The following is a 20,772-nucleotide window of genomic DNA, read 5'->3' as shown; positions in this document are numbered from 1 at the left end:
CTGATGGACTACCATATTTCACATAAAACAAAAACAATTAATGCTGAAGTAAATCTACCTACATCCAAGAGTATAAGCAACAGAGCCTTAATAATTCAAGCATTAACTTCTGGTTCATTTCAAATTCACAAACTATCCACTTCAAAAGATACTCAACTTTTATCGACTGCTCTAAAGACTAAATCGAATACCATTGATGTTGGTGATAGTGGTACTGCTTTTCGTTTCCTAACTGCATTATTGGCGTGCAAAGAGGGTGAATTTACCCTAACTGGAAGTAAACGAATGAAAGAACGCCCTATCAAAGAATTGGTCAGTGCTTTGAAAAAACTTGGTGCAGATATTAAATACATTGAAAAAGAAGGCTATCCTCCTTTACAAATTAGTGGAAAACAAATTGAGGGTGGCGGTATTTCTGTAGATGCAAGCATCAGTAGTCAATTTGTTTCTGCATTATTATTAATAGCTGCCTCTTTGAAAAAAGGCTTAACTATTTCACTAGAAGGAGATATTCTTTCCACTCCATACATCAAAATGACATTAGAAATATTGTCCTATTTTGGCATTGAAAGCAAATGGATTGGAAATACAATTAGTGTCAAAAATCAGCCATACAAAGCTAAAGATATTACAATAGAAGGCGACTGGAGTGCTGTAGCTTTTCTGCTAGAAATTATGTCATTGGCACAAAGTGGAACTCTCAAAATTAATGGCTTATTTGAAAATAGTTGGCAAGGCGATTCTAAGGTTTTAGAAATATATAAGAATTTAGGGGTAGAAGGTAAATTTCAATACTCTTCATTACACCTTTCAAAGAAGGAAATAGTAAACTCAACATCTCTAGATATAAATTTAATTGATTATCCTGACTTAGCTCAAGCCTACTGTTGTTCTCTTGCTGGTCTTGGTAAAACGGCTACTATTAAGGGCCTTCAAAATTTGAAGTATAAAGAAAGTCATCGCCTTTCAGCCTTAAAATGTGAACTTGAAAAATTTCAACAAAAATCAAACTATACTGACACTGATTTTATACTCAGAGATTCGACACTGACTTCACCTAAGCAAAACCTAGAAACACATAATGATCACCGTATGGCAATGTGTTTAGCCCCTTTAGGAATGCTATTCGATATAAAAATAAATGATGTTGAAGTGGTGAGCAAATCATACCCCACATTTTGGGAGGACTTAAAAAAAATGGGATTTACAGTATCTGCTCTAACTCGCTAAGACATTGAATTTCGTATGTAATATTATCATCTGAATGAGGGATAGAGTTTGGATTAAAATAAATCTGGTCCATTCCAACCTCTCTAGAAGCATGAATATCTGCAAACAAATCATCTCCTATCATTAAACAATCAGATGGTCTTGAAAATGTTTTTTTAAAAGAATAACTAAATATTTCCTTATTGGGCTTTTTGAAGCCAACTTGCTCAGAGGTTATGATTTGATTGAAGTATTCTAACAGATTGTTATTTTTTAATTTTTTGAACTGAACTTCCTCAAAACCATTGGTAATAATATGCAGTTCATACCTGCTTTTTAAAAACGTCAATGTTGAATGTACAAATGGAAAAAGATGTGTTTTCATTGGACAAAGCTCAACATAGTCTAAACCAAACCGAGTAGATAAATCATCATCAAAAACATTATACTCTGCTAACGTTACTCTGAACCGTTCATCTCGAAGTTTTTCCTTTTCTATCTTATTTTGACGATATAAGTCCCAAAGTTTTTCATTGTTAGTTTTGTATTTAGAAATGAATTCATCAACGCTAATAATTCCCCTTCCCAAAAGATTATACTTGAAAAATAAATCGCTGAGAACCTCATTAGAATTTTTCTCAAAATCCCATAAAGTACGGTCTAAATCAAAAAATAAATGCTTGTACATTATATATTCCAAGCTAGGGTTAAAATGAAAGACCAAACCAGAACAGATGCAATAAGAATAGGTAAGGTCTTTTTCTTATTAGGAAAAAAGTGAAGAGCTAAAAATGTTCCTAAAGGAATTGAAAATACTATTGGTGTTAAGAATGCTATACCAAATAATCCGTATTTTTTCGCTGTCTTAATAGCTAATGCATTTTTAAATCCTCTTTTTTTATGTGCCTTAGGATTGTAAGGGAAAAATTTGTGATATATTTTCAGAATTACCTTGCGAAACTGAGCAAAAAACAAAACGCCTAAAATACCTCCTAAACAAGTAATTAGAAAAGTTTCCCAAAAGCCAAAATCAAAAGTAAAGGCCAATGGAATTGCCAGAAAAAACTTGACAAAACTCATAAAGAAAACAGAAAATAATTCGAGAATATGCATTTTATAGCCCTAATAATATAATATAACGCAAAACTCACGAAAATATTACTAATAGCAATAAAAATTGACATATTCTTTTACAAAATGACTTATAAAATCTTACATAAAAGTATATAATTAGTTAAACAAAAACCATAACTTCGTAAAAACTTAAAAGCTAATGATAATAAAGTATATATTACTTCTTCTTCTATTTGGTTTATATTTTAAACCTATTTATTCTCAAAATGACACTCATCAACTTAATTTAAATTCAAAAAACATTGCTGTTGATGGCTATGATTTAGTTTCTTATTTTGAAGAAAATCGAGCAGTACCAGGAAAGAAAAATTTCAAGTTTACTTTCAAGGGTGCTAACTACTATTTTTCTTCTGAAAAACACCTTAATACCTTTAAAAAATCACCACAAAATTATTTGCCAAGTTTTGGAGGTTGGTGTGCTTATGCAATGGAAAAAAACTGGAGAGAAAGTTAAGATTGACCCTAAAAGCTTTATCATAAATGGTAATGAATTGTATTTATTCTATGATTCAATATTTAATGATACTAAAAACAAATGGAACGTTAACCCAAAGAGTTTAGAGCAAAAAGCCAAAATAAATTGGAAAAAAATATCTAAATGAAACTTACAAACTTCTTCTTAAAGCTAATCGTTGCGATAATATTTATTCAATCATTATTCTTTAAATTTTCTGGACACCCACAGGCCATACACATATTTTCAACATTGAATATGGAACCTTTTGGAAGAGTAGGCATAGGGTGTATTGAACTAATATGTGCTCTACTATTTTTTATTCCAAGGTTTTCTTTTCTAGCTACTATTGGAAGTTTAGTATTAATGCTTGGAGCAGTATTTTTTCATTTAACAACTGATTTAGGAATTGTGGTGAATTGGAATGGAGAGTCAGATTATGGTAAGCTTTTTAGCATGGCTGTAATAGTCATCATTCTTTGCATTATACTTATTTATTTAAATCTCAAAAGTCATCTATCAACTAATCCCAAGGTTAACAAAAATTAACAAAATGAAAATAATAATAATAATATTAACCACACTTCTTATGACTGGAATATGTTACGGTCAAAATCAAATTTTTGTTAGTACTACAGGAAGCAATAGTACAGGTGATGGAAGTATTACTAATCCATATGGCACTATAAAATATGCTGGAGACCAAGCCATGCCTGGTGATACGATTTTAGTAAGAGCTGGAACCTATCAAAACTCTGACTTTGGTGATAATGACATTTGGACAGGAGAACCGGTAGCTAGATTATCAAACATAAACGGAACAATAGGTAATTATATAACTTTTACCCCATATGAGAACGAACAAGTTTTTATTGAATTTGATGGTATCTACGGTTTTTTAATTCAGAACTCTTCATATATAAAAATACAAGATTTTATTTTTGATGGTATCGCTGATAGTATAACTCAACAACAAGCAGAAGATGCTTGGGGGTTATATAAAGATACAAATGGCGTTATCCATGACTTAGAAGCTGAAATGGGCATTGATATAACAGACCCATATATTATAGGGACATCTATAAATCAGCCATCTAGTTCAAATAATACAATTGAAAAGCCTATTGAGTATAACGGTAGAGCTTTGGTTGCCAACAAATCTCATCACATAGAATTTATTGGAAATATAATTAAAAATGTACCCTCTGCTGCCATAAGAGCACAGCAATCTGATTATATTACCATTTCTAAAAACAAAGTTTATAATAATACTTTTTGGACTACTCAAGGCGTAGGTGCTATTACTATAAGTGAAGCAACTGTAAGGCCATCAGGAGATACCTTTACTGGAACCAAAATCATTATTGCTGAAAATGAAGTTTACCAAAATGGAAATAGACTTATTTCTTGGAATCCAACAAAAACATTTGTCCATTTAGAAATAGATGAAGGAACTGGAATATTTCTTACACGGAATAAGGACACCTACACACATGGAGAAATCCTAATAGCAAATAATTTATCTTATAAAAATGGGGCTAGCGGAATAGTTTGTCATCATACTAATGATGTAACCATAGAACACAATACCGTTTTTTATAATGCCACAACTAAGCATGGAAACCCAGGTGGAATTGGAGTAAATGTATCTGATAATGTAAAAATATTGAGTAATATTTCCTATTCAAAATCTAATAAATGGGCTTTGGGGATATTGGCAGAACCTGTTACTAACCTTGTTCTAGATTCTAACATTGTATTTAATAACTCTGGAAGCATAAACGTTATAAGAAGCACTTCATCTAATCCTTTAACAAATGGTTGGAATGAAGTAAATCCATTATTTGTTGACGAAAATAATTATGATTTTTCACTCAGCAATTCTTCAACTGCTGTTGACAATGCTTCAATACAAAGTGGACAAACAACTGACTTTTTTGGAAATAGCAGGGACGCAAATCCAGATATAGGGGCAATTGAACACATCTCAACATTAGGTATAGATGACCTGCTTATTTCTTCGATTTCAATTTACCCGAACCCAGTAAAGAACATACTTAAGGTTGAAGGGCTAACTTTTATGAAATCGGAAATAAAAATTGTCAATACTATAGGTCAAGAATTCCAAAACTTTAATGTGATAGGAAACCAATCTATTGACCTATCTGATTTACCAAGTGGATTGTATATAATTAAGATAAAAACTTTTGCTAACAAAGTGTATAAGCAATAGCACCTTTTAGGATACAACTGCTCATACACAAAGTGAAAAAAAACACGTGATTCTAAGACTTAAAAGGATTTTCAAATTTGAATTTTGGCCTATGTGGATTTTTTATATCCCAGTGGCTTTATACGGGCTAATACTATCCTTGAAAGCTCGTTCTATTACGTTCTTCACTACTGTAAACCCTAGCATGAGGTATAGTGGTGGATTAGAATATTCAAAAATGGATTATTACCGTTTTTTACCAGAAGAAATAATACCAAAAACCTTACTTATAAATAAGAAAATTGAAAATTATAAACTTCAAAACTTAATAATTCAAAATAAATTTCAATTTCCATTAATTATTAAGCCTGATAAAGGTCAAAGAGGAAAAGAGGTGAAAAAGGTAAACTCAATGAATGAACTAATAGATTTTTTAGTTCAGGCATCAAGAGATGATTTTTTGTTACAAGAATACATTAATCTACCTATAGAGCTTGGCATATTTTTTATCAAAACACCTGACGGAAAAGAAGAAAAAATAACATCAATCACAAAAAAGAAATTTCTAAGTATTAAAGGGGATGGTAAATCAACATTAAGAAAAATAATTTCAAAAAATATTAGAGCAATAGGTCAAAAAAGAAAACTAAAAAAGGAATTACAATCTGAATGGAATAGTATTGTACCAAAAGACAAGGAAGTGTTATTAGAACCTATTGGTAACCATAATAGAGGTACTGAATTTATAAATGCAAATAGCCTAATAAGTCCAGAGTTAGTAGATGTAATCTCGTGGTTAGTATCGCATATTCCAGACTTCTACTATGGCAGAATTGACTTAAAAACAAAAAGTATCGACGCTTTACTTAATAAAGACCTAAAAGTCTTAGAAGTGAATGGAGTAAATTCTGAGCCGTCTCATATTTATGACACAAAAACTAATATTAAAGATGCATACAAAGACCTCTTTTGGCATATGGATATGATGTTCAAAATCAGTCAACAAAACAGAGAATTAAAAGGGTTAAAAACAGCTTCCTTTAAAGAAATATTAATAGATATTTATCGACTTTATAGCTATTAACTTATGATAAACAAAATTTGCAAGGAGAATCTAAATTCAATTTCAGTTCTTTTAAAGAAAATTACTAATAAAGATTATAGCACTCCTATAAAACACTTGAATAATTCAACTATCGGTCAACACAGCCGACACATAATTGAATTCTATTTTTGCTACTTGAAAGGCATCGAAGATAATCACATCAACTTCGATTCTAGGGAACGTTCAATGAAACTGGAATCAAACAAAACATTTTGTATTGAAACAATAAATTCAATCGTTGAAAAACTTTCAACAAAAACAAACAATCAGAGTGCAATTATTTTTGAATACAATTACACCTTTGAAGACAATCAGTCTGCTGAAATGGTAAGTAATACCTTAAGAGAATTACTATTTTGCTTAGACCACAGCATTCATCATCAGGCCCTAATCAAAGTTGCATTAATAGAATTAGGTAAAGAAAAGTTAATAGATGATAAATTTGGAATGGCATACTCAACAATAAGAAATAATGTGTACAGTTAGTTACATCCCACGAAATAATGACTTTATACTTACATCAAGCAGAGATGAGAGTGTAAATAGACCAACCTCAACACCTAAAAAGAGGATGTTGAATAAAGAGAGTCTGATTTTCCCTAAGGATAGTAAATCTGGAGGAACTTGGATTGCTAGTTCAAAAAGCCGTATACTTTGTTTATTAAACGGAAAGATTAACAAAACAGTTAATGCTCTTACCAAAATTAGTAGAGGTCAAATTTTACTTGATAATTTTAAGTTTTTGAATACAAAAGATTTCCTCAAACAAATTCCTTTAAAATATGTTGAGCCTTTTATTCTATTACAAGTCGATTTTGAAAAAAACACACATATCCAAGAGTTCAATTGGAATGGCGAAAAATTAACTGTAAGATCTTTAGATAATACAATTCCTCATCTTTGGACATCAACTTCTTTGTACAGTAATGAAGTAAAACAGAAAAGGCATGATTTACTATTGGATTGGGAAACAAAAAACCAAGGGAATAATCCAATTGATTTTCATCTAGACCTAAAGGAAAATAACTCGGAACTCTTTGAAATTAAAAAGAAAAAAAGCGACATTCTTACAACTAGTATAACAAGTGTAGAAATAAAGGATAAAAAAGTATCATTCCTCTATTCTGATTTCATCTCCAATAAAAGCACAATACTTAAACTCTAGTTAAAACGAAAAAATCTATCTAAAAAATTAAACTTTACAGTATAGTAGTTGGTAAGTTCTGCACCAAAGCCCTTATTTCTTTGTGCTATACCAGGAATATTAGAACCCTCAAAATCAAAAATGTATCCTTTGAACTTTTCTAGAGAAAAGATATAATCTAAAAGAAAAAAGTATGCAGATGCTTTTTTACCTTTAGCGTCAGTACATGAAGTGAGTAAGGTTAAACGCTTACCGTCTTTCAACAAAAAAATAGAACTGACATTTTCACCTCCTAAAGATGCAGAAAACATTACGCCCCTAGATTTTTTAATAGCATTTTCAATGATGATAAACTCCATCATTAATTGTTCTTTAGTCATGAAGTCTTTAGCCTCATGAGATTTTCTTAAAAGATAATCGCTGGGGCTTTCTGCCTTGCTCGAAATTTCAACCGTGTACTTTTCAGCTTTACTAACATTTTTTAAATGACTTTTAGAGTACCCCCGCTTTAAAAGGTGATAATCATGAATATACAACTCATAATTGGCATTCTTTATGTAATTGAATCTAGGCTTACCATTGTGGGTATTTAAGTTCATGTTGACAAATAAAAATGACTTTGGAATTGATTTTAAAAAATCATCGACAATAATACTATCAGATTGATGAAATACACCAAGTTGTTGACAGAACAGAGGTTGAGCAATATATTTTAGCCCCCATTTTTTATTCCAAGGCAATGGCATCACGGCCTCATAATCGTTTAAAATTAAAGCGTCCCAATTTTTACATACTAAATCAAGATACCAACTAGAAGCATAAATATTTCTATTCACGGCATTGCTAATGCAAGCATCCCATTTCTGGAAATCAATGTCTTTATAATGTATATACTTTATCAATTATAAATATGTTCAAGCATGTTTTCATAGAGCTTGCTCCAACCCTTCCACTCTTTGTATTCAGACCAAGTCTCATTGTGCCACAAAGAAATGAAATGTCCATCAACTAATTTAACATCATCAATAATCTTTTTAATCATTGGAAGAGAATTCTCTGCTGATGTTCTCAAATAGTATTTAAAGGTCGCGTCCATTACAGCAAAAGGGTGAACTTTTAAATGTGTTTTTGTTTCCATTTCCAAGTCATAAAAGTAAAAAGGGGTGCAAATACTAGCTCTAAAACCTGGCAAAGAGGCGTAACCCATAGTGTAGTCGTCTTTTACCGACAATTCAATTAGGTTCCTGTATGTTTTTGGCAAATCTAATTTAAGAAAATGTTGCCTTGAAAGCTCGACCTCTTTTTTAATAATATTTTCTAAACGTTTTTTTTCCTCAGCAAATGTTTCAAAGGACGCATTTGAGGCAAAAGAAGGATGTATCCCCAGATTTGCATGGTCGGACAAATGTTTTATGAGCAATTGAAATTTACGACTATGAACTGAACAGTTTTTATCGTTGAAACCATAATCTGCCAATAAAATAAAATAAACGACATCTACATTATAGCGTTTATTTAATGCTAACTGAAGTTCAAATGTATCATACGGGTCTTTCTCATTACCTAATAAAACATTCTTTCTTTTTTTTATCAATTCTATATCCATTTCAAAAGCTGATTTGATAAAGGAAGCTGTTGTTCTCACAAATCCTTTCTCTAAAAAGCAATAGGCATTATCAATATCAATAGTGGATTGATAGCTGAATTTTTTGACAGGAAAAACTAATAATGGAAAATGGTCTTGAAAAACTTTTTTACATTCTTTTAGCCATAGATTTACTAATGGTCTATCTAAAAAGTTATGTTTATAAGCTAAACTTTCTTTAGCTGTAAAACGGTTGTAATGGTCTTTGATGTGAGGTAAATATTCTTCATAACGAGACACAAGAAAAAAGGTGGCAGAAAAAACATCAAAAGGAATATTTTCATCAGAATTTTGATAAAAAACAGGCAAGTTATTCCACTGATTAAAGTTAATTTCTTGCACCGATACTCCTTCCTCCTCTAATAAACCATAACGTTTTACAAAAAACTCATCCTCTATTTTTTTGCTTGAATAGTTGATTTTATTGCCATCGTACTCCTTGAAAAATTCAACATCATCGGTTAACTTGTATTCAATGTCCCAAATAGTGTCAAAAATTAAATTAAACGTATATTCTGTTCTACTTGTTATTTTAGGTGTATAAATTAGCATCTAGAGCATTTGTTCGTCTGCAAAGCTAAAATACGTGTTTTGACCAATAATAATATGGTCAATAATGTTAATTTCTAACAATTTACCCCCATCTTTAAGTTTTGTAGTGAGTGCTATATCACTTTTACTAGGGGAGACATTACCAGAAGGGTGGTTGTGAAATAATATTATTCCTGAGGCTTTTTCTTGCAAAGCAGAGCTAAATATAAGTTTTGGATCAACTACTGTAGCACTTATTCCGCCTTTACTAATATTTTTGGATTCAATAATTTTATTTGCTCTATTCAAAAGTAATATCCAAAACTGCTCATGGTCAAGACCTTCAAAGTCATAACGCATTTGATTATAGGCATCAATACTAGAATTTATTGAAGGCTTTTCAGTTGAATTTTCCATTGCTTTCCTCTTTGCAAGTTCGAGTGCAGCTATTATAGTAACGGCTTTTGCTTGACCAATTCCATTAAACTGCATCAATTCTTTAAGTGACATTTTGGAAAGTAGGTTTAACTTACCATTGCAATTGCTCATAATTTTCTTAGACAGCTCTACAGCAGATTCTTTTTTATTTCCTGAGCCTATTAAAATAGCTAACAATTCTGCGTGACTTAGTGTTCTAGAGCCTTTTAACACTAATTTTTCTCTTGGCTTATCATCTTCTGACCAAGATTTTATACTAAGTTTTTCATGATTCATGATTAAAATATAAAAAAAAAGCTCCTCATTAATGAGAAGCCTTTATAAATACTAAGAGCTTGTTTTTACAAACTATTAACGTGCTTTGCTAACTTAGACTTCAAGTTAGCCGCTTTATTTTTGTGTATAATATTTTTCTTAGTGAGTTTATCTAACATAGACTCAAGAGAAGGTAGTAACTTTAAAGCCTCTTTCTTATCAGTAACTGATCTAAGATTCTTAACTGCATTTCTAGCAGTTTTGTGATAATAACTGTTAGCAGCATTTTTTCTAGCAGTTTGTCTTATTCTCTTTTTTGCTGACTTGTGATTAGCCATATTTATCGTTTTTTATTCATTAAAAATCAGGAGGGCAAATGTATTAATTTATTTGCTAATAATTATTTTTTTGTGCAAAAAAGAATGATTGCATGTTATTTAATCTTTTTTGCTCTTATCATTTCTCTTTTACCAGGAGGTCCGGCTAAGGTCTCAACAACAAACCCTAATCGTTTCAAAATTCTTTTTACTTCACCTTTAGCACAGTAGGTAACAAGAATACTTTCAGGCTTCATAATAGCAGAAATTTTACAGAATATTTTTTCAATCCATAAGTCAGGCTGTACTCTAGGCCCAAAAGCATCGTAATAAATCAAATCAACCTTTTCATCAAGATGTAGATTTTGGATATCACCACTAATTTTAAAGAACTCAAAAGTAGGTGAAATAGTTGTTAAGACATTCCATTCAGAAGAATGAAGATTTGAAAAAATAGACTTTTCTTCACCAGCATTAAGTTGTTCAGGGTAATCTAAAGACTCAGTAAGGTTTATTGATAAAGGATTTTTTTCAATAGTATAATAACGCACATTTTGTAATGACTTATTAGACTCTAGAAAGGTCATAAAGGCATTTAAGCCTGTTCCAAAACCCATTTCAAAAATGGTAATATTCTCTTGATTGCATTCTCTAAGCCCATTTTTAATAAAAACATGTTTGGCTTCATTTATAGCTCCATGAATTGAGTGGTATTGCACATTTAGCTCTTGCATGTGTAAGGTCTTACTACCGTCCTTTGTAAATATCACTTTTAGTCCATTCATTCGACAAATTAACTATATTTTCTTAGATTTGCAGTCCAAAATTCAAACCCGACTGTATTATGGCTAAAAAGACTTTGACTAACAAGAATTCAATAAAATTTTTGGAGGAATACCTTAATAATGCCTCTCCTACAGGTTTTGAGAGTGAAGGACAGAAATTATGGTTAGAATATATCAAACCATATGTTGAGGATTACTTTGTTGACACCTACGGTACTGTTGTTGGTGTCATAAATCCAGAAGCTAAGTACAAGGTTGTTATCGAAGCACATGCCGACGAGATATCTTGGTTTGTTCATTATATAACTAAAGAAGGTTTTATTTACCTTAGAAGAAATGGTGGTAGTGACCATCAAATTGCTCCTTCAAAACGGGTTAATATACACACTAAAAACGGAACAGTTGATGCCATTTTTGGATGGCCAGCAATTCATACTCGACACGGTGCTGATGAGAAGTCACCCAAACTAGATAACATATTCCTTGACTGTGGCTGTAGTAGTAAAGAAGAGGTTGAGAAACTTGGTGTTCATGTTGGCTGTGTTGTAACGTATAAAGATGAATTCATGATTCTAAATGATTCTTATTACGTTGGTAGAGCTTTAGACAACAGAATTGGTGGATTTATGATTGCTGAAGTAGCTAGACTTTTAAAAAAAAATAAAAAGTCATTACCATTCGGACTATACATAACTAATTCCGTTCAAGAAGAAGTAGGATTACGCGGAGCTCAAATGATAACGGAAAGAATTAATCCTGACGTTGCCATAGTTACTGATGTCTGTCATGACACTCAAACACCAATGATTAATAAAATCAAACAAGGTGATTTGTTTAGTGGCAAAGGACCTGTTTTAACTTATGGGCCTGCCGTTCAAAATAATTTACTGAACTTAATAATTGATGTAGCAGAAAAGAATGAAATTCCATTCCAGAGAGCTGCTGCTTCTAGAGCTACAGGCACTGATACAGATGCTTTTGCATACTCTACAGGAGGTGTTGCTTCTGCACTTATTTCGTTACCATTAAGGTATATGCATACTACTGTAGAGAGCGTTCATAAAGATGATGTTGAAAATGTAATTGACCTAATCTATAATGCATTGTTAAAGATAGAAGATAATCACGATTTTAGATATTTAAAATAAATCTGTTGATGAAAATCACTAAAACAACTTATTCTAAATTAGCTAATACCGATTTTGACAACCTTTCTTTCGGTAAAAGTTTTAGCGACCATATGTTTACTGCCAACTTTAAAGATGGTAAATGGTGTGATGAAGAAATAATTCCTTATGGACCAATAAGTGTAGCTCCAAGTACGCATGTATTTCACTATGGTCAAGCTATTTTTGAAGGCATGAAAGCCTATAAAAATAAAGAGGGGAAAATACTTCTATTTAGACCCCTTGATAACTTAAAGCGATTTAACACTTCAGCAGAACGATTATGCATGCCAACCATTGATGAAGATTTATTCATGAATGGCTTGACTGAACTTTTAAAAGTGGATAGCGACTGGATTCCTCATTCTGATGAAAAGTCACTTTATATAAGACCTTTTATGATTGCTGACAGTGAGTTTATTCGTGCTACTCCATCTTCAAACTATCGATTTATGATAATTACATCACCCACTGCGAGTTATTATAAAGGTGAAACCAATTTAAAAATCGAAGAAAAATTTGCACGTTCTGTTGAAGGTGGAACTGGTTTTGCTAAAGCTGCAGGAAATTATGCCGCTGCATTTGCACCAACTAAAGATGCTCAAAATGATGGCTATACTCAAGTTATTTGGACCGATGCCAAAAATCATGAATACATTGAGGAGTCTGGTACTATGAACATTATGTTTAGAATAAATGACGCCCTTATAACTCCTCAACTTAGCGATAGTATTCTAGGAGGAATTACTAGAGATAGTGTTATCGCTATTGCAAAACAAAAAGGCATTGAAGTTGAAGAAAGAAAAATTTCTGTGAAGGAAATTGTGCAAGCTTACAAAAACAATACTTTACAAGAAGCATTTGGTGTGGGAACAGCAGTTACACTTAACCCAATTGACAAAATTACTTTTAGGGATTTAGACATCCATATTGAAAAACAAACACCAAAATCATACGGGCAATTTTTAAAGAAAGAATTGTTAAGTATTCAATATGGAAAAGTCGAAGATACTTTTGGGTGGACTATGGAGATTTAAATATCATTTTATAATGATTAATCCCAGCTTCTTCAAACAACTCTCCTTCTATTACAAAATTTAAATTTTCGTAAAAGTCAACGACTTGAATTTGAGCATGAAGGTAAATCTGTTTATCAGAATCTTTTACATCCATCAATACTTCCTTTACGAGCTTTTTGCCCATTCCTCTACCTCTGAATTTCTTTAGAATAGCAAAACGCTCTAATTTAATACCATTGCTGGTCGTTCTCCTTCTAGCCGCACCAATATTTCTGCTATTATATCTTAGTAAATAGTGAAAGGCTTCCTGTTCAAACTCATCGTTTTCTTTTGAGCTGCTAACGCCTTGCTCTTCAACAAAAACACTTTGTCTTATCGCTCGAACATCAGAAAATAAACTGTCAGAAAAGTTTAGTCTAAAGACTTCCAACATGCTTTTCTAATATTTTTTTGATGTTAGGCTTGAAATAGTTAGCCCCTTTTAACACTTTTCCATCTTCACGAAAAATAGGCTGTCCTGACTCATCAAGTTTTGACATATTGCTCCTTTGAATCTCGTCAAAAATTTCGGCGATAACATCTTGCATCCCGTGTTTTAGCACTGTTCCACACCAGATGTACAACATATCCCCAAGTGCATCTGCAATTTCTACAACATCCTCATTTCTACAAGCTTCCAAATACTCTTCATTTTCTTCATGCATCAGTCTGTGACGCAAAAGAAAGGTAGGTTCATCTACATCTCTTTTTAATTCCTCTTCATTTCCAATTAAAAATACTTCGTGAAATTTTTTAACCTTATTTATCTTATCTTCCATTTATAAATACTAATTTGTTTCAAAATAAGTTAATTTTGTAACGTAAATATCAAATTCAAAACTATAATTATGAAAAAAATAGCAATTGTTTTAAGTGCTTTGTTTGTTTTATCAGCATTTACTACGCATGTCGATAAATATACTGTTGATGTAAGCAAGAGTAAAGTCGTTTGGAAAGCAGAAAAAGTAACTGGTGGTCATGATGGTCACGTTTCATTAAAAAGTGGTAATGTCTTTATGGATCATGGAAAAATAGCTTCTGCAAATTTTGTGGTAGATATGAATACGATTACTAATGATGATATCAAATCTGAAAAATATAGCAACAAACTTGTTGGTCACCTTAAAAGTGAAGATTTTTTTAACGTTAAAAAATACCCAGAAGTTAGTTTTGATATGATTAAAGCTACGCCTCTTGGCAAAGGAAAATTTGATGTATTTGGTAATATTACTATCAAAGGCATCAAAGGTGTAATATCTTTTCCTATGCAGCTGAAAGAATCAAAATCTGAATTGGAAGTTTCAGGAACTTTCTCTTTTGACAGAACAAAATTTGATATTAAGTACGATTCTGGCTCTTTCTTTGAAAACTTAGGTGATAAAGCAATCAACGATGATGTTTTAATAGACTTTAATATTATTTTAAATAAGTAATGGAAAATATTACTTCTGGCCATTGGGTTTTTGCAATTTGTTTTGCAATAGCTTTCATTGGCTACTTAATATGGTCTTATGTGAAAGATTTTAAAGTAAATAGGATACACTACAAAGGAAGTATCCTATTTGTTTTTTCTGTTGTAATTTTTGCTTTTCTTGCCTATGTTTTCAGAGGCTATATGATTTAAACTTTAGATATGAAATTCATCAAATCAATTTTATACGCACTTTTAGGAATACTCACTATTTACCTTATTGCTAATTTTTTCTTTGACAGAGAATTTGAAGTTGAAACCTCTATAGAAATTGATAGTAGCCCTTTTATAGTTTACAATCAAATTAGTGACTTTTCAAATTGGGAAAATTGGGACCCTTGGTTAAGTACGGATACTACTATAAAAACAAGTCTTTCGCCAAAACCATATGAAGTTGGTGCCGTAAGAAAATGGAAAAGTGAAAATTCTGGAGAAGGTGCAATTGAATTGACTAATACTATTTTTCTTAAATCACTTGAATATAAAATTACCATAAAAGATAATTCACCTTTCCAAGCTAGTTTTGAATTAGCCCCTAATAATAGCGGTATTGAGGTTAGTTGGAAAAATTATGGAGAACTACCATTCTTAGCACGAATATTTGGTCCTGTAATGACTAAAATGATGAAGTCCGACCATGAAAAAGGATTACAACTTCTTAAAAATTATTGTGAATCTATACCTTCAGAAAGCGGTGAAGTTAGTATAAAAGACTGGGGTAGTCAGAACGTAATCTCGATTACAACGAGCTGCTCAACAGAAGGTATTAGTTCTTCACTTTCTGAAAGTTACAATACTATTTTTGTTTTTCTTGCAGAAAATGGAATAATGCCAACGAGCTCTCCATTTGCCCAATATGAGGAATTTCCAAACACGCCTGGCGAAGAAAATAAAGTTGTTTTAAAATCTGGAATGTTTATAGAAGTCCCTGTTTCAAGCCCCTTGCCAGCAAAAATGGAATACTCGGAAAAACCAGCAACACTAAGTGCTCAAGCTATACACAAAGGTGATTATAGAACTATTTTCAAAACCCATGAAAAGATTAGAGCATTTTGTGATAAAAATGGATATCAGCTTAAACCACAGCCTTACGAAATATACCTTACCGATCCGCAACTCACAACAAATACAGCAAGTTGGGAAACTTTAGTGGTGTATGAACTGGAATGACAACTAATTGAAAAACTTAAAACATGAAAAAATTAATCAATACTCTAAGCATTATTACCTGCATAGTTATTAGTGCAAATGCACAAAACTTTACTGAAGCTATTAGCACAGAATTTAATTTTAACAGTGGAAGTTTACCCGTAATTCAAACCCAATTTGATAAAGTATCTAAGAGCAATGTAGAGAAGGCTTTAAAAACCATTTTTAAAGCCTATAATGCCAAGCTAACTCCAATAAAAGGTAGTGATAACGAATTTTTAGTGAGTGAATTTTCATTAGAGAGTAATCAAAAGTAAAGGAAAATTCAAAATCACTGAAAACAACGGTAATGCCATATTGTACTCTTACTTTGCCAATGAAGAATCAGAAATTAGTGAAGAGAAAACACCGAGCGAAATAAATAACTATAAAAAAGTCGTGAAAAACATCGCAAATGAAGCTGTTGAATTAGTCTATATTGAACTTATCGACAAACAAGAAAACGAAATAAAGTCACTGAAAAAAAAATAAATCAAGCTAAAAAAAATCAAGAAAGTCAATATAAGAATATCAGTAAATATACCACCAGTATTAAAAACTCAAACCATGAAATAGAAAATTTGAAGCAAAGCCTATCATCTCAGGAAAAACTGATTTTAAAGAATGATGATAAAATAAGAAGTAAAGAATCTGAAATTGCATCAAAAAGCATAAAAGGCATGCAAAAAAATATCACTGGTTTAGAAAAAACTAATAAGTCATTGTTGAAAGAAATAAATAAACACAAAGAAAAAATCGCAATAAAAAATGGTCAGATAGCTATCCAAAACTCTTCAATGAAAGGTAATGAAACAGAAAAGGCAGCTCTCAAAAAGCACGATAAATTAGACAAGGCTGGGAGAAAGAAAATCAAACAAATTGACAAACTTATCCTCGAGAGTATCGGAGAAATCGAAACTCTAAAAACCTCAGTAGCTAACGAAGAAAATGCCATAAAGGAACTAGAAACAAAAATTCAAACTAATCAAGAAAATATTTCAAACATTAAAAAAGAAATAACAGAGCATGATGAAATGGCTCTAGAAGAACAACTAAAGCTACTTGAAAAGGAATCTAAATCGCTAAATCAAGAGAAAAAGAAAATTGAAAAACAAATTGAAAAGGAGACTAATGGTATTAACGAAAACACTGAAAACATAAGACTTTCAGAAAATAAGATTGTTAATCTAGAAGAAGAACAAAAAGGTATCGAAGAAAATCTCAAAAAATCCGAAAGCAAATTAAAAGAAACCCAAACCCAAAAGAAAGCTTTTGAATAACTACATATTTCTTCGGTACTGACCACCTACTTCAAAAAGAGAATTGGTAATCTGTCCGAGTGAACATACTTTTGCAGCTTCCATCATTACCTCAAAAATATTTTGATTTTGAATAGCAGACTGTTGTAGCTCCTCAATCTTTTGTTTTGAAGCACTACTGTTGTTTTCTATTAAGTTGATAAGCATTTCTATCTGATACTCCTTTTCTTCTTTTGCAGCACGAAAAACCTCTGAAGGGATTATTGTAGGCGAGCCTTTCGAATTTAAGAAGGTGTTTACTCCAATAATTGGATACTCACCAGTATGCTTAAGCATTTCATAGTGCATTGATTCTTCTTGAATCTTAGAACGTTGGTACATAGTTTCCATAGCACCTAAGACACCACCTCTTTCCGTAATTCTATCAAACTCAACCAAAACGGCCTCTTCAACTAAATCCGTTAATTCCTCAATAATAAATGAGCCTTGAAGTGGATTCTCATTTTTAGCTAATCCAAGTTCCTTATTGATTATCAACTGAATCGCCATTGCTCGTCTTACAGAATCTTCAGTTGGAGTAGTAATGGCTTCATCGTAAGCATTGGTATGTAATGAGTTACAATTATCGTATATGGCATACAATGCCTGTAGAGTAGTTCTAATGTCGTTGAAATCTATTTCTTGAGCATGCAATGATCGACCAGATGTTTGAATATGATATTTAAGCATTTGAGAACGCTCATTTGCTCCATAACGTTGCTTCATTGCTTTTGCCCAAATCCTTCTGGCAACTCTACCAATTACGGCATATTCTGGATCAATACCATTTGAGAAAAAGAATGATAAGTTAGGTCCAAACTTATTAATATCCATTCCTCTACTTAAATAATACTCTACATAAGTAAAGCCATTTGCTAGAGTAAATGCCAATTGTGAAATTGGATTTGCTCCTGCTTCAGCTATATGATATCCTGAAATAGATACAGAATAAAAATTTCTTATTTCTTTTTCAATGAAGTACTGTTGTACATCACCCATCATTCTGAGTGCAAACTCAGTTGAAAATATACAGGTATTTTGTGCCTGATCTTCTTTTAAAATATCTGCCTGAACCGTTCCTCTTACTACTTTAAGAGTCTCTCGCTTTATTTTCTCATAAACATCAGTTGGCAATACTTGATTTCCTGTGACGCCGAGTAACATTAAACCTAAACCGTCATTACCTTCAGGCAAATTACCTTGGTATTGTGGACGCTTTTTGCCTTTGTACAATGAGTCTATTTTCTTTTGAACTTCTTTTTCAAGTCCATTTTCCTTAATATACAATTCACATTGTTGGTCAATAGCAGCATTCATAAAAAATGCCAATAACATTGGAGCGGGTCCATTAATCGTCATTGAAACAGATGTGGACGAATTACACAAGTCAAAACCAGAGTATAATTTTTTAGCATCGTCCAGACAGCAAATAGAAACACCTGCATTACCAATTTTACCATAAATATCTGGTCTATAATCAGGGTCGTTACCATATAGAGTGACGGAGTCAAAGGCTGTTGACAAACGTTTAGCAGGCATTCCTAAACTCACATAATGGAAACGTTTATTTGTTCGTTCAGGGCCACCTTCACCAGCAAACATTCGTGTTGGATCCTCTCCTTCTCTTTTGAATGGGAAGATCCCTGAAGTAAATGGGAATTTTCCTGGTAAATTTTCTTGTAGTTGCCACTGTAATATATCGCCCCATCCAGAATATTTTGGCACAGATATTTTAGGTATTTGCGAACCTGATAGGGATTCAGTATGTGTCTTTATCTTTAACTCTTTATTCCTGACTTTAAAGGAGTAATGTTCTCTCTTATAGTCATTTTTAACATCATTCCAAGCCTCTAAAAGCAGCATATTTTTAGGGTCTATATCTAAAGCTTTTTCATTATAAACTTCTTGCAACTGCTTTATTAAACGGTCTTTATCTTCAACATTAGCTCGCTCGATAGACTTAATAGAGGTTTGTAAAGCATAAAGCTCTTGAGCAACTTCTTTTTGCTGTCCTACCCATTCATTGTAGTTTCTATTGGCATCTGCAATTTCTGATAGGTAACGGCTTCTTTTTGGAGGGATTACAAAAATCTTCTCCGACATTTCTCTGCTAATCTCAAAAGTTGAATCTAAGGAGACTCCTGTTTTTTCAACAATCTTACTTATTAAAGCTTTGTATAAGGTATTTGCTCCAGGGTCATTGAATTGTGAGGCAATAGTTCCAAATACAGGCATCGTCTCAGCATCCTGTTCAAATAATTTGTGATTACGCTGGTATTGTTTTTTAACATCTCTTAAGGCGTCTAATGAGCCACGCTTATCAAACTTATTTATGGCTATTAAATCTGCAAAATCAAGCATATCAATTTTTTCAAGCTGAGTAGCTGCACCATATTCAGGAGTCATTACATACAAGGAAGCATCAGAATGTTCTAAAATTTCAGTATCTGACTGACCAATTCCAGATGTTTCAAGAATTATCAAGTCAAAATTGGCGACTTTTAGAATATCTAAGGCCTTATTTACATGTGCTGATAAGGCTAAATTGGCTTGTCTAGTTGCTAAAGAACGCATGTAAACACGCTTATTTTTGATAGAGTTCATTCTAATTCTATCACCTAGCAATGCCCCACCAGTTTTACGCTTTGATGGGTCAACAGAAATAATAGCTAATCGCTTATCAGAAAAATCAATCAGAAAACGCCTAACCAATTCATCCACCAAAGAAGATTTTCCAGCACCACCTGTACCCGTTATACCCAACACAGGCGTCTTAGATTCTTTAGCCAGTTTTGAAATTTCTGCCAATTCATTCTTAGCTTCATCAGGGAAATTCTCTGCAGCAGAAATCAAACGCGCAATATTTTGAACATTTGATAAATCTTTAGCACAATTTTCGACTCCTTTGCCTGTAGGGAAGTCTGATTTTTCAACCAAATCGTTTATCATTCCTTGAAGCCCCATAGCTCTTCCGTCATCAGGATGATAAATACGGCTTATACCATATTCATGTAGTTCCTTAATTTCTTCAGGCAATATTGTACCTCCACCTCCAGCAAAAATGCGAATCTGACTAGCTCCCTTCTCTTGTAGTAAGTCATACATGTATTTTAAATACTCTGTATGCCCTCCCTGATAAGAAGTCATTGCAATTGCATTTGCATCTTCTTCAATGGCACAATTAACCACCTCTTCAACGGAACGGTCATGACCAAGATGAATGACTTCACATCCAGTAGCTTGTATAATTCTACGCATAATATTAATAGCTGCATCATGACCGTCAAAAAGACTGGCTGCAGTAACTATCCGAATATTATTTTTGGGTTTGTATGGTTTCGGTTCTTGCATTTTCAATTAAC

The 20,772-nt window shown here is 32.3% G+C and carries 25 protein-coding genes; 15 read left to right on the top strand and 10 right to left on the bottom strand.

Annotated elements, in window-relative coordinates; translation table 11 throughout:
• Nucleotides 1–3 precede the first annotated feature (3 nt).
• Nucleotides 4–1,230, top strand: coding sequence for a 3-phosphoshikimate 1-carboxyvinyltransferase (locus tag ISP73_06480; GenBank protein MBL6658229.1), 1,227 nt, complete (start codon nt 4–6; stop codon nt 1,228–1,230).
• On the opposite strand, the gene ISP73_06475 is transcribed toward ISP73_06480, so the two are convergent.
• Together ISP73_06475 and ISP73_06470 are read right to left on the bottom strand one after the other, a co-directional pair.
• Nucleotides 1,205–1,897 (bottom strand): noncanonical pyrimidine nucleotidase, YjjG family, encoded by a 693-nt coding sequence (locus tag ISP73_06475; protein ID MBL6658228.1) that lies wholly within the window; start codon nt 1,895–1,897, stop codon nt 1,205–1,207. The two genes, ISP73_06480 and ISP73_06475, sit on opposite strands and share 26 nt — an antisense overlap.
• Nucleotides 1,897–2,289: a small multi-drug export protein gene (locus ISP73_06470; GenBank protein MBL6658227.1), complete on the bottom strand. Its 393-nt coding sequence runs from the start codon at nt 2,287–2,289 to the stop codon at nt 1,897–1,899. Before ISP73_06470 ends, ISP73_06475 begins: the two co-directional genes overlap by 1 nt.
• Before the next feature lie 193 nt (nt 2,290–2,482).
• Here ISP73_06470 and ISP73_06465 point away from each other — a divergent pair, with 193 nt between their 5' ends.
• The 6 genes from ISP73_06465 to ISP73_06440 all read left to right on the top strand — a co-directional run bounded on the left by ISP73_06465 (nt 2,483) and on the right by ISP73_06440 (nt 7,279).
• Nucleotides 2,483–2,797: a YHS domain-containing protein gene (locus ISP73_06465; protein MBL6658226.1), complete on the top strand. Its 315-nt coding sequence runs from the start codon at nt 2,483–2,485 to the stop codon at nt 2,795–2,797.
• 144 nt (nt 2,798–2,941) lie between these two features.
• Nucleotides 2,942–3,346: a DoxX family protein gene (locus ISP73_06460; GenBank protein ID MBL6658225.1), complete on the top strand. Its 405-nt coding sequence runs from the start codon at nt 2,942–2,944 to the stop codon at nt 3,344–3,346.
• Nucleotides 3,347–3,350: 4 nt separating this feature from the next.
• Nucleotides 3,351–5,030: a T9SS type A sorting domain-containing protein gene (locus tag ISP73_06455; GenBank protein MBL6658224.1), complete on the top strand. Its 1,680-nt coding sequence runs from the start codon at nt 3,351–3,353 to the stop codon at nt 5,028–5,030.
• 112 nt (nt 5,031–5,142) lie between these two features.
• Nucleotides 5,143–6,093 (top strand): hypothetical protein, encoded by a 951-nt coding sequence (locus ISP73_06450; protein ID MBL6658223.1) that lies wholly within the window; start codon nt 5,143–5,145, stop codon nt 6,091–6,093.
• A gap of 3 nt (nt 6,094–6,096) precedes the next feature.
• A complete protein-coding gene (locus ISP73_06445; protein MBL6658222.1) occupies nt 6,097–6,600 on the top strand; it encodes a hypothetical protein in 504 nt (167 codons plus the stop codon).
• Nucleotides 6,587–7,279 (top strand): NRDE family protein, encoded by a 693-nt coding sequence (locus tag ISP73_06440; protein ID MBL6658221.1) that lies wholly within the window; start codon nt 6,587–6,589, stop codon nt 7,277–7,279. The genes ISP73_06445 and ISP73_06440 overlap by 14 nt, the downstream gene beginning before the upstream one ends.
• Here ISP73_06440 and ISP73_06435 read toward each other — a convergent pair.
• The 5 genes from ISP73_06435 to mnmD form a co-directional block, all read right to left on the bottom strand.
• Nucleotides 7,276–8,160, bottom strand: coding sequence for a hypothetical protein (locus ISP73_06435; GenBank protein MBL6658220.1), 885 nt, complete (start codon nt 8,158–8,160; stop codon nt 7,276–7,278). The genes ISP73_06440 and ISP73_06435 overlap by 4 nt on opposite strands.
• Nucleotides 8,157–9,455, bottom strand: coding sequence for a polysaccharide deacetylase family protein (locus tag ISP73_06430; GenBank protein ID MBL6658219.1), 1,299 nt, complete (start codon nt 9,453–9,455; stop codon nt 8,157–8,159). The genes ISP73_06435 and ISP73_06430 overlap by 4 nt, the downstream gene beginning before the upstream one ends.
• Nucleotides 9,456–10,148, bottom strand: coding sequence for a DNA repair protein RadC (gene radC / locus ISP73_06425; GenBank protein MBL6658218.1), 693 nt, complete (start codon nt 10,146–10,148; stop codon nt 9,456–9,458). It abuts the gene before it with no gap.
• A 65-nt stretch (nt 10,149–10,213) separates the two neighbouring features.
• Nucleotides 10,214–10,465, bottom strand: a complete 252-nt coding sequence (locus ISP73_06420; GenBank protein ID MBL6658217.1) for a 30S ribosomal protein S20 — start codon at nt 10,463–10,465, stop codon at nt 10,214–10,216.
• Between the two features lie 95 nt (nt 10,466–10,560).
• On the bottom strand, nt 10,561–11,229 hold the full coding sequence (gene mnmD, locus ISP73_06415; GenBank protein MBL6658216.1) for a tRNA (5-methylaminomethyl-2-thiouridine)(34)-methyltransferase MnmD: 669 nt from the start codon (nt 11,227–11,229) through the stop codon (nt 10,561–10,563).
• 59 nt (nt 11,230–11,288) lie between these two features.
• Between mnmD and ISP73_06410 the strand changes: the two genes are divergently transcribed.
• Both ISP73_06410 and ISP73_06405 read left to right on the top strand, forming a co-directional pair.
• Nucleotides 11,289–12,377, top strand: a complete 1,089-nt coding sequence (locus tag ISP73_06410; protein MBL6658215.1) for a M42 family metallopeptidase — start codon at nt 11,289–11,291, stop codon at nt 12,375–12,377.
• A gap of 8 nt (nt 12,378–12,385) precedes the next feature.
• Complete coding sequence (locus tag ISP73_06405) at nt 12,386–13,432, top strand: branched-chain amino acid aminotransferase (GenBank protein ID MBL6658214.1); 1,047 nt, start codon at nt 12,386–12,388, stop codon at nt 13,430–13,432.
• Here ISP73_06405 and ISP73_06400 read toward each other — a convergent pair.
• Together ISP73_06400 and ISP73_06395 are read right to left on the bottom strand one after the other, a co-directional pair.
• Nucleotides 13,419–13,847 carry a GNAT family N-acetyltransferase gene (locus tag ISP73_06400; protein ID MBL6658213.1) on the bottom strand — a complete coding sequence of 143 codons (429 nt, stop codon included), beginning with the start codon at nt 13,845–13,847 and terminating at the stop codon, nt 13,419–13,421. The genes ISP73_06405 and ISP73_06400 overlap by 14 nt on opposite strands.
• Nucleotides 13,831–14,232: a nucleoside triphosphate pyrophosphohydrolase family protein gene (locus ISP73_06395; protein ID MBL6658212.1), complete on the bottom strand. Its 402-nt coding sequence runs from the start codon at nt 14,230–14,232 to the stop codon at nt 13,831–13,833. The genes ISP73_06400 and ISP73_06395 overlap by 17 nt, the downstream gene beginning before the upstream one ends.
• A gap of 69 nt (nt 14,233–14,301) precedes the next feature.
• Between ISP73_06395 and ISP73_06390 the strand changes: the two genes are divergently transcribed.
• The 6 genes from ISP73_06390 (at nt 14,302) to ISP73_06365 (ending at nt 17,392) form a co-directional block, all read left to right on the top strand.
• A complete protein-coding gene (locus ISP73_06390) occupies nt 14,302–14,886 on the top strand; it encodes a YceI family protein (protein MBL6658211.1) in 585 nt (194 codons plus the stop codon).
• Complete coding sequence (locus tag ISP73_06385) at nt 14,886–15,077, top strand: hypothetical protein (GenBank protein ID MBL6658210.1); 192 nt, start codon at nt 14,886–14,888, stop codon at nt 15,075–15,077. Before ISP73_06390 ends, ISP73_06385 begins: the two co-directional genes overlap by 1 nt.
• A gap of 9 nt (nt 15,078–15,086) precedes the next feature.
• Nucleotides 15,087–16,094: a GyrI-like domain-containing protein gene (locus tag ISP73_06380; GenBank protein ID MBL6658209.1), complete on the top strand. Its 1,008-nt coding sequence runs from the start codon at nt 15,087–15,089 to the stop codon at nt 16,092–16,094.
• A gap of 23 nt (nt 16,095–16,117) precedes the next feature.
• Nucleotides 16,118–16,390, top strand: a complete 273-nt coding sequence (locus ISP73_06375) for a hypothetical protein (protein ID MBL6658208.1) — start codon at nt 16,118–16,120, stop codon at nt 16,388–16,390.
• 40 nt (nt 16,391–16,430) lie between these two features.
• A complete protein-coding gene (locus ISP73_06370; GenBank protein ID MBL6658207.1) occupies nt 16,431–16,604 on the top strand; it encodes a hypothetical protein in 174 nt (57 codons plus the stop codon).
• Between the two features lie 89 nt (nt 16,605–16,693).
• Nucleotides 16,694–17,392, top strand: coding sequence for a hypothetical protein (locus ISP73_06365; GenBank protein ID MBL6658206.1), 699 nt, complete (start codon nt 16,694–16,696; stop codon nt 17,390–17,392).
• Here ISP73_06365 and ISP73_06360 read toward each other — a convergent pair whose 3' ends face one another.
• Nucleotides 17,393–20,761 (bottom strand): methylmalonyl-CoA mutase family protein, encoded by a 3,369-nt coding sequence (locus tag ISP73_06360; protein MBL6658205.1) that lies wholly within the window; start codon nt 20,759–20,761, stop codon nt 17,393–17,395. It abuts the gene before it with no gap.
• Nucleotides 20,762–20,772: the final 11 nt, after the last annotated feature.

The sequence above is a fragment of the Flavobacteriales bacterium genome, assembly GCA_016779935.1.
Lineage (GTDB): Bacteria > Bacteroidota > Bacteroidia > Flavobacteriales > UBA7312.
This window is presented reverse-complemented; position numbering and strand designations above follow the sequence as displayed.

Bases quoted from the DNA above. Each gene is read 5' to 3' on its own strand.
- ISP73_06460 (MBL6658225.1), top strand. From the start codon at position 2,942: ATGAAACTTACAAACTTCTTCTTAAAGCTAATCGTTGCGATAATATTT.
- ISP73_06480 (MBL6658229.1), top strand. From the start codon at position 4: ATGGACTACCATATTTCACATAAAACAAAAACAATTAATGCTGAAGTA.
- ISP73_06360 (MBL6658205.1), bottom strand. From the start codon at position 20,761: ATGCAAGAACCGAAACCATACAAACCCAAAAATAATATTCGGATAGTT.
- radC (MBL6658218.1), bottom strand. From the start codon at position 10,148: ATGAATCATGAAAAACTTAGTATAAAATCTTGGTCAGAAGATGATAAG.
- ISP73_06380 (MBL6658209.1), top strand. From the start codon at position 15,087: ATGAAATTCATCAAATCAATTTTATACGCACTTTTAGGAATACTCACT.
- ISP73_06375 (MBL6658208.1), top strand. From the start codon at position 16,118: ATGAAAAAATTAATCAATACTCTAAGCATTATTACCTGCATAGTTATT.
- ISP73_06410 (MBL6658215.1), top strand. From the start codon at position 11,289: ATGGCTAAAAAGACTTTGACTAACAAGAATTCAATAAAATTTTTGGAG.
- ISP73_06455 (MBL6658224.1), top strand. From the start codon at position 3,351: ATGAAAATAATAATAATAATATTAACCACACTTCTTATGACTGGAATA.
- ISP73_06430 (MBL6658219.1), bottom strand. From the start codon at position 9,455: ATGCTAATTTATACACCTAAAATAACAAGTAGAACAGAATATACGTTT.
- ISP73_06405 (MBL6658214.1), top strand. From the start codon at position 12,386: ATGAAAATCACTAAAACAACTTATTCTAAATTAGCTAATACCGATTTT.
- ISP73_06440 (MBL6658221.1), top strand. From the start codon at position 6,587: ATGTGTACAGTTAGTTACATCCCACGAAATAATGACTTTATACTTACA.
- ISP73_06475 (MBL6658228.1), bottom strand. From the start codon at position 1,897: ATGTACAAGCATTTATTTTTTGATTTAGACCGTACTTTATGGGATTTT.
- ISP73_06470 (MBL6658227.1), bottom strand. From the start codon at position 2,289: ATGAGTTTTGTCAAGTTTTTTCTGGCAATTCCATTGGCCTTTACTTTT.
- mnmD (MBL6658216.1), bottom strand. From the start codon at position 11,229: ATGAATGGACTAAAAGTGATATTTACAAAGGACGGTAGTAAGACCTTA.
- ISP73_06400 (MBL6658213.1), bottom strand. From the start codon at position 13,847: ATGTTGGAAGTCTTTAGACTAAACTTTTCTGACAGTTTATTTTCTGAT.
- ISP73_06465 (MBL6658226.1), top strand. From the start codon at position 2,483: ATGATAATAAAGTATATATTACTTCTTCTTCTATTTGGTTTATATTTT.
- ISP73_06420 (MBL6658217.1), bottom strand. From the start codon at position 10,465: ATGGCTAATCACAAGTCAGCAAAAAAGAGAATAAGACAAACTGCTAGA.
- ISP73_06390 (MBL6658211.1), top strand. From the start codon at position 14,302: ATGAAAAAAATAGCAATTGTTTTAAGTGCTTTGTTTGTTTTATCAGCA.
- ISP73_06395 (MBL6658212.1), bottom strand. From the start codon at position 14,232: ATGGAAGATAAGATAAATAAGGTTAAAAAATTTCACGAAGTATTTTTA.
- ISP73_06385 (MBL6658210.1), top strand. From the start codon at position 14,886: ATGGAAAATATTACTTCTGGCCATTGGGTTTTTGCAATTTGTTTTGCA.
- ISP73_06445 (MBL6658222.1), top strand. From the start codon at position 6,097: ATGATAAACAAAATTTGCAAGGAGAATCTAAATTCAATTTCAGTTCTT.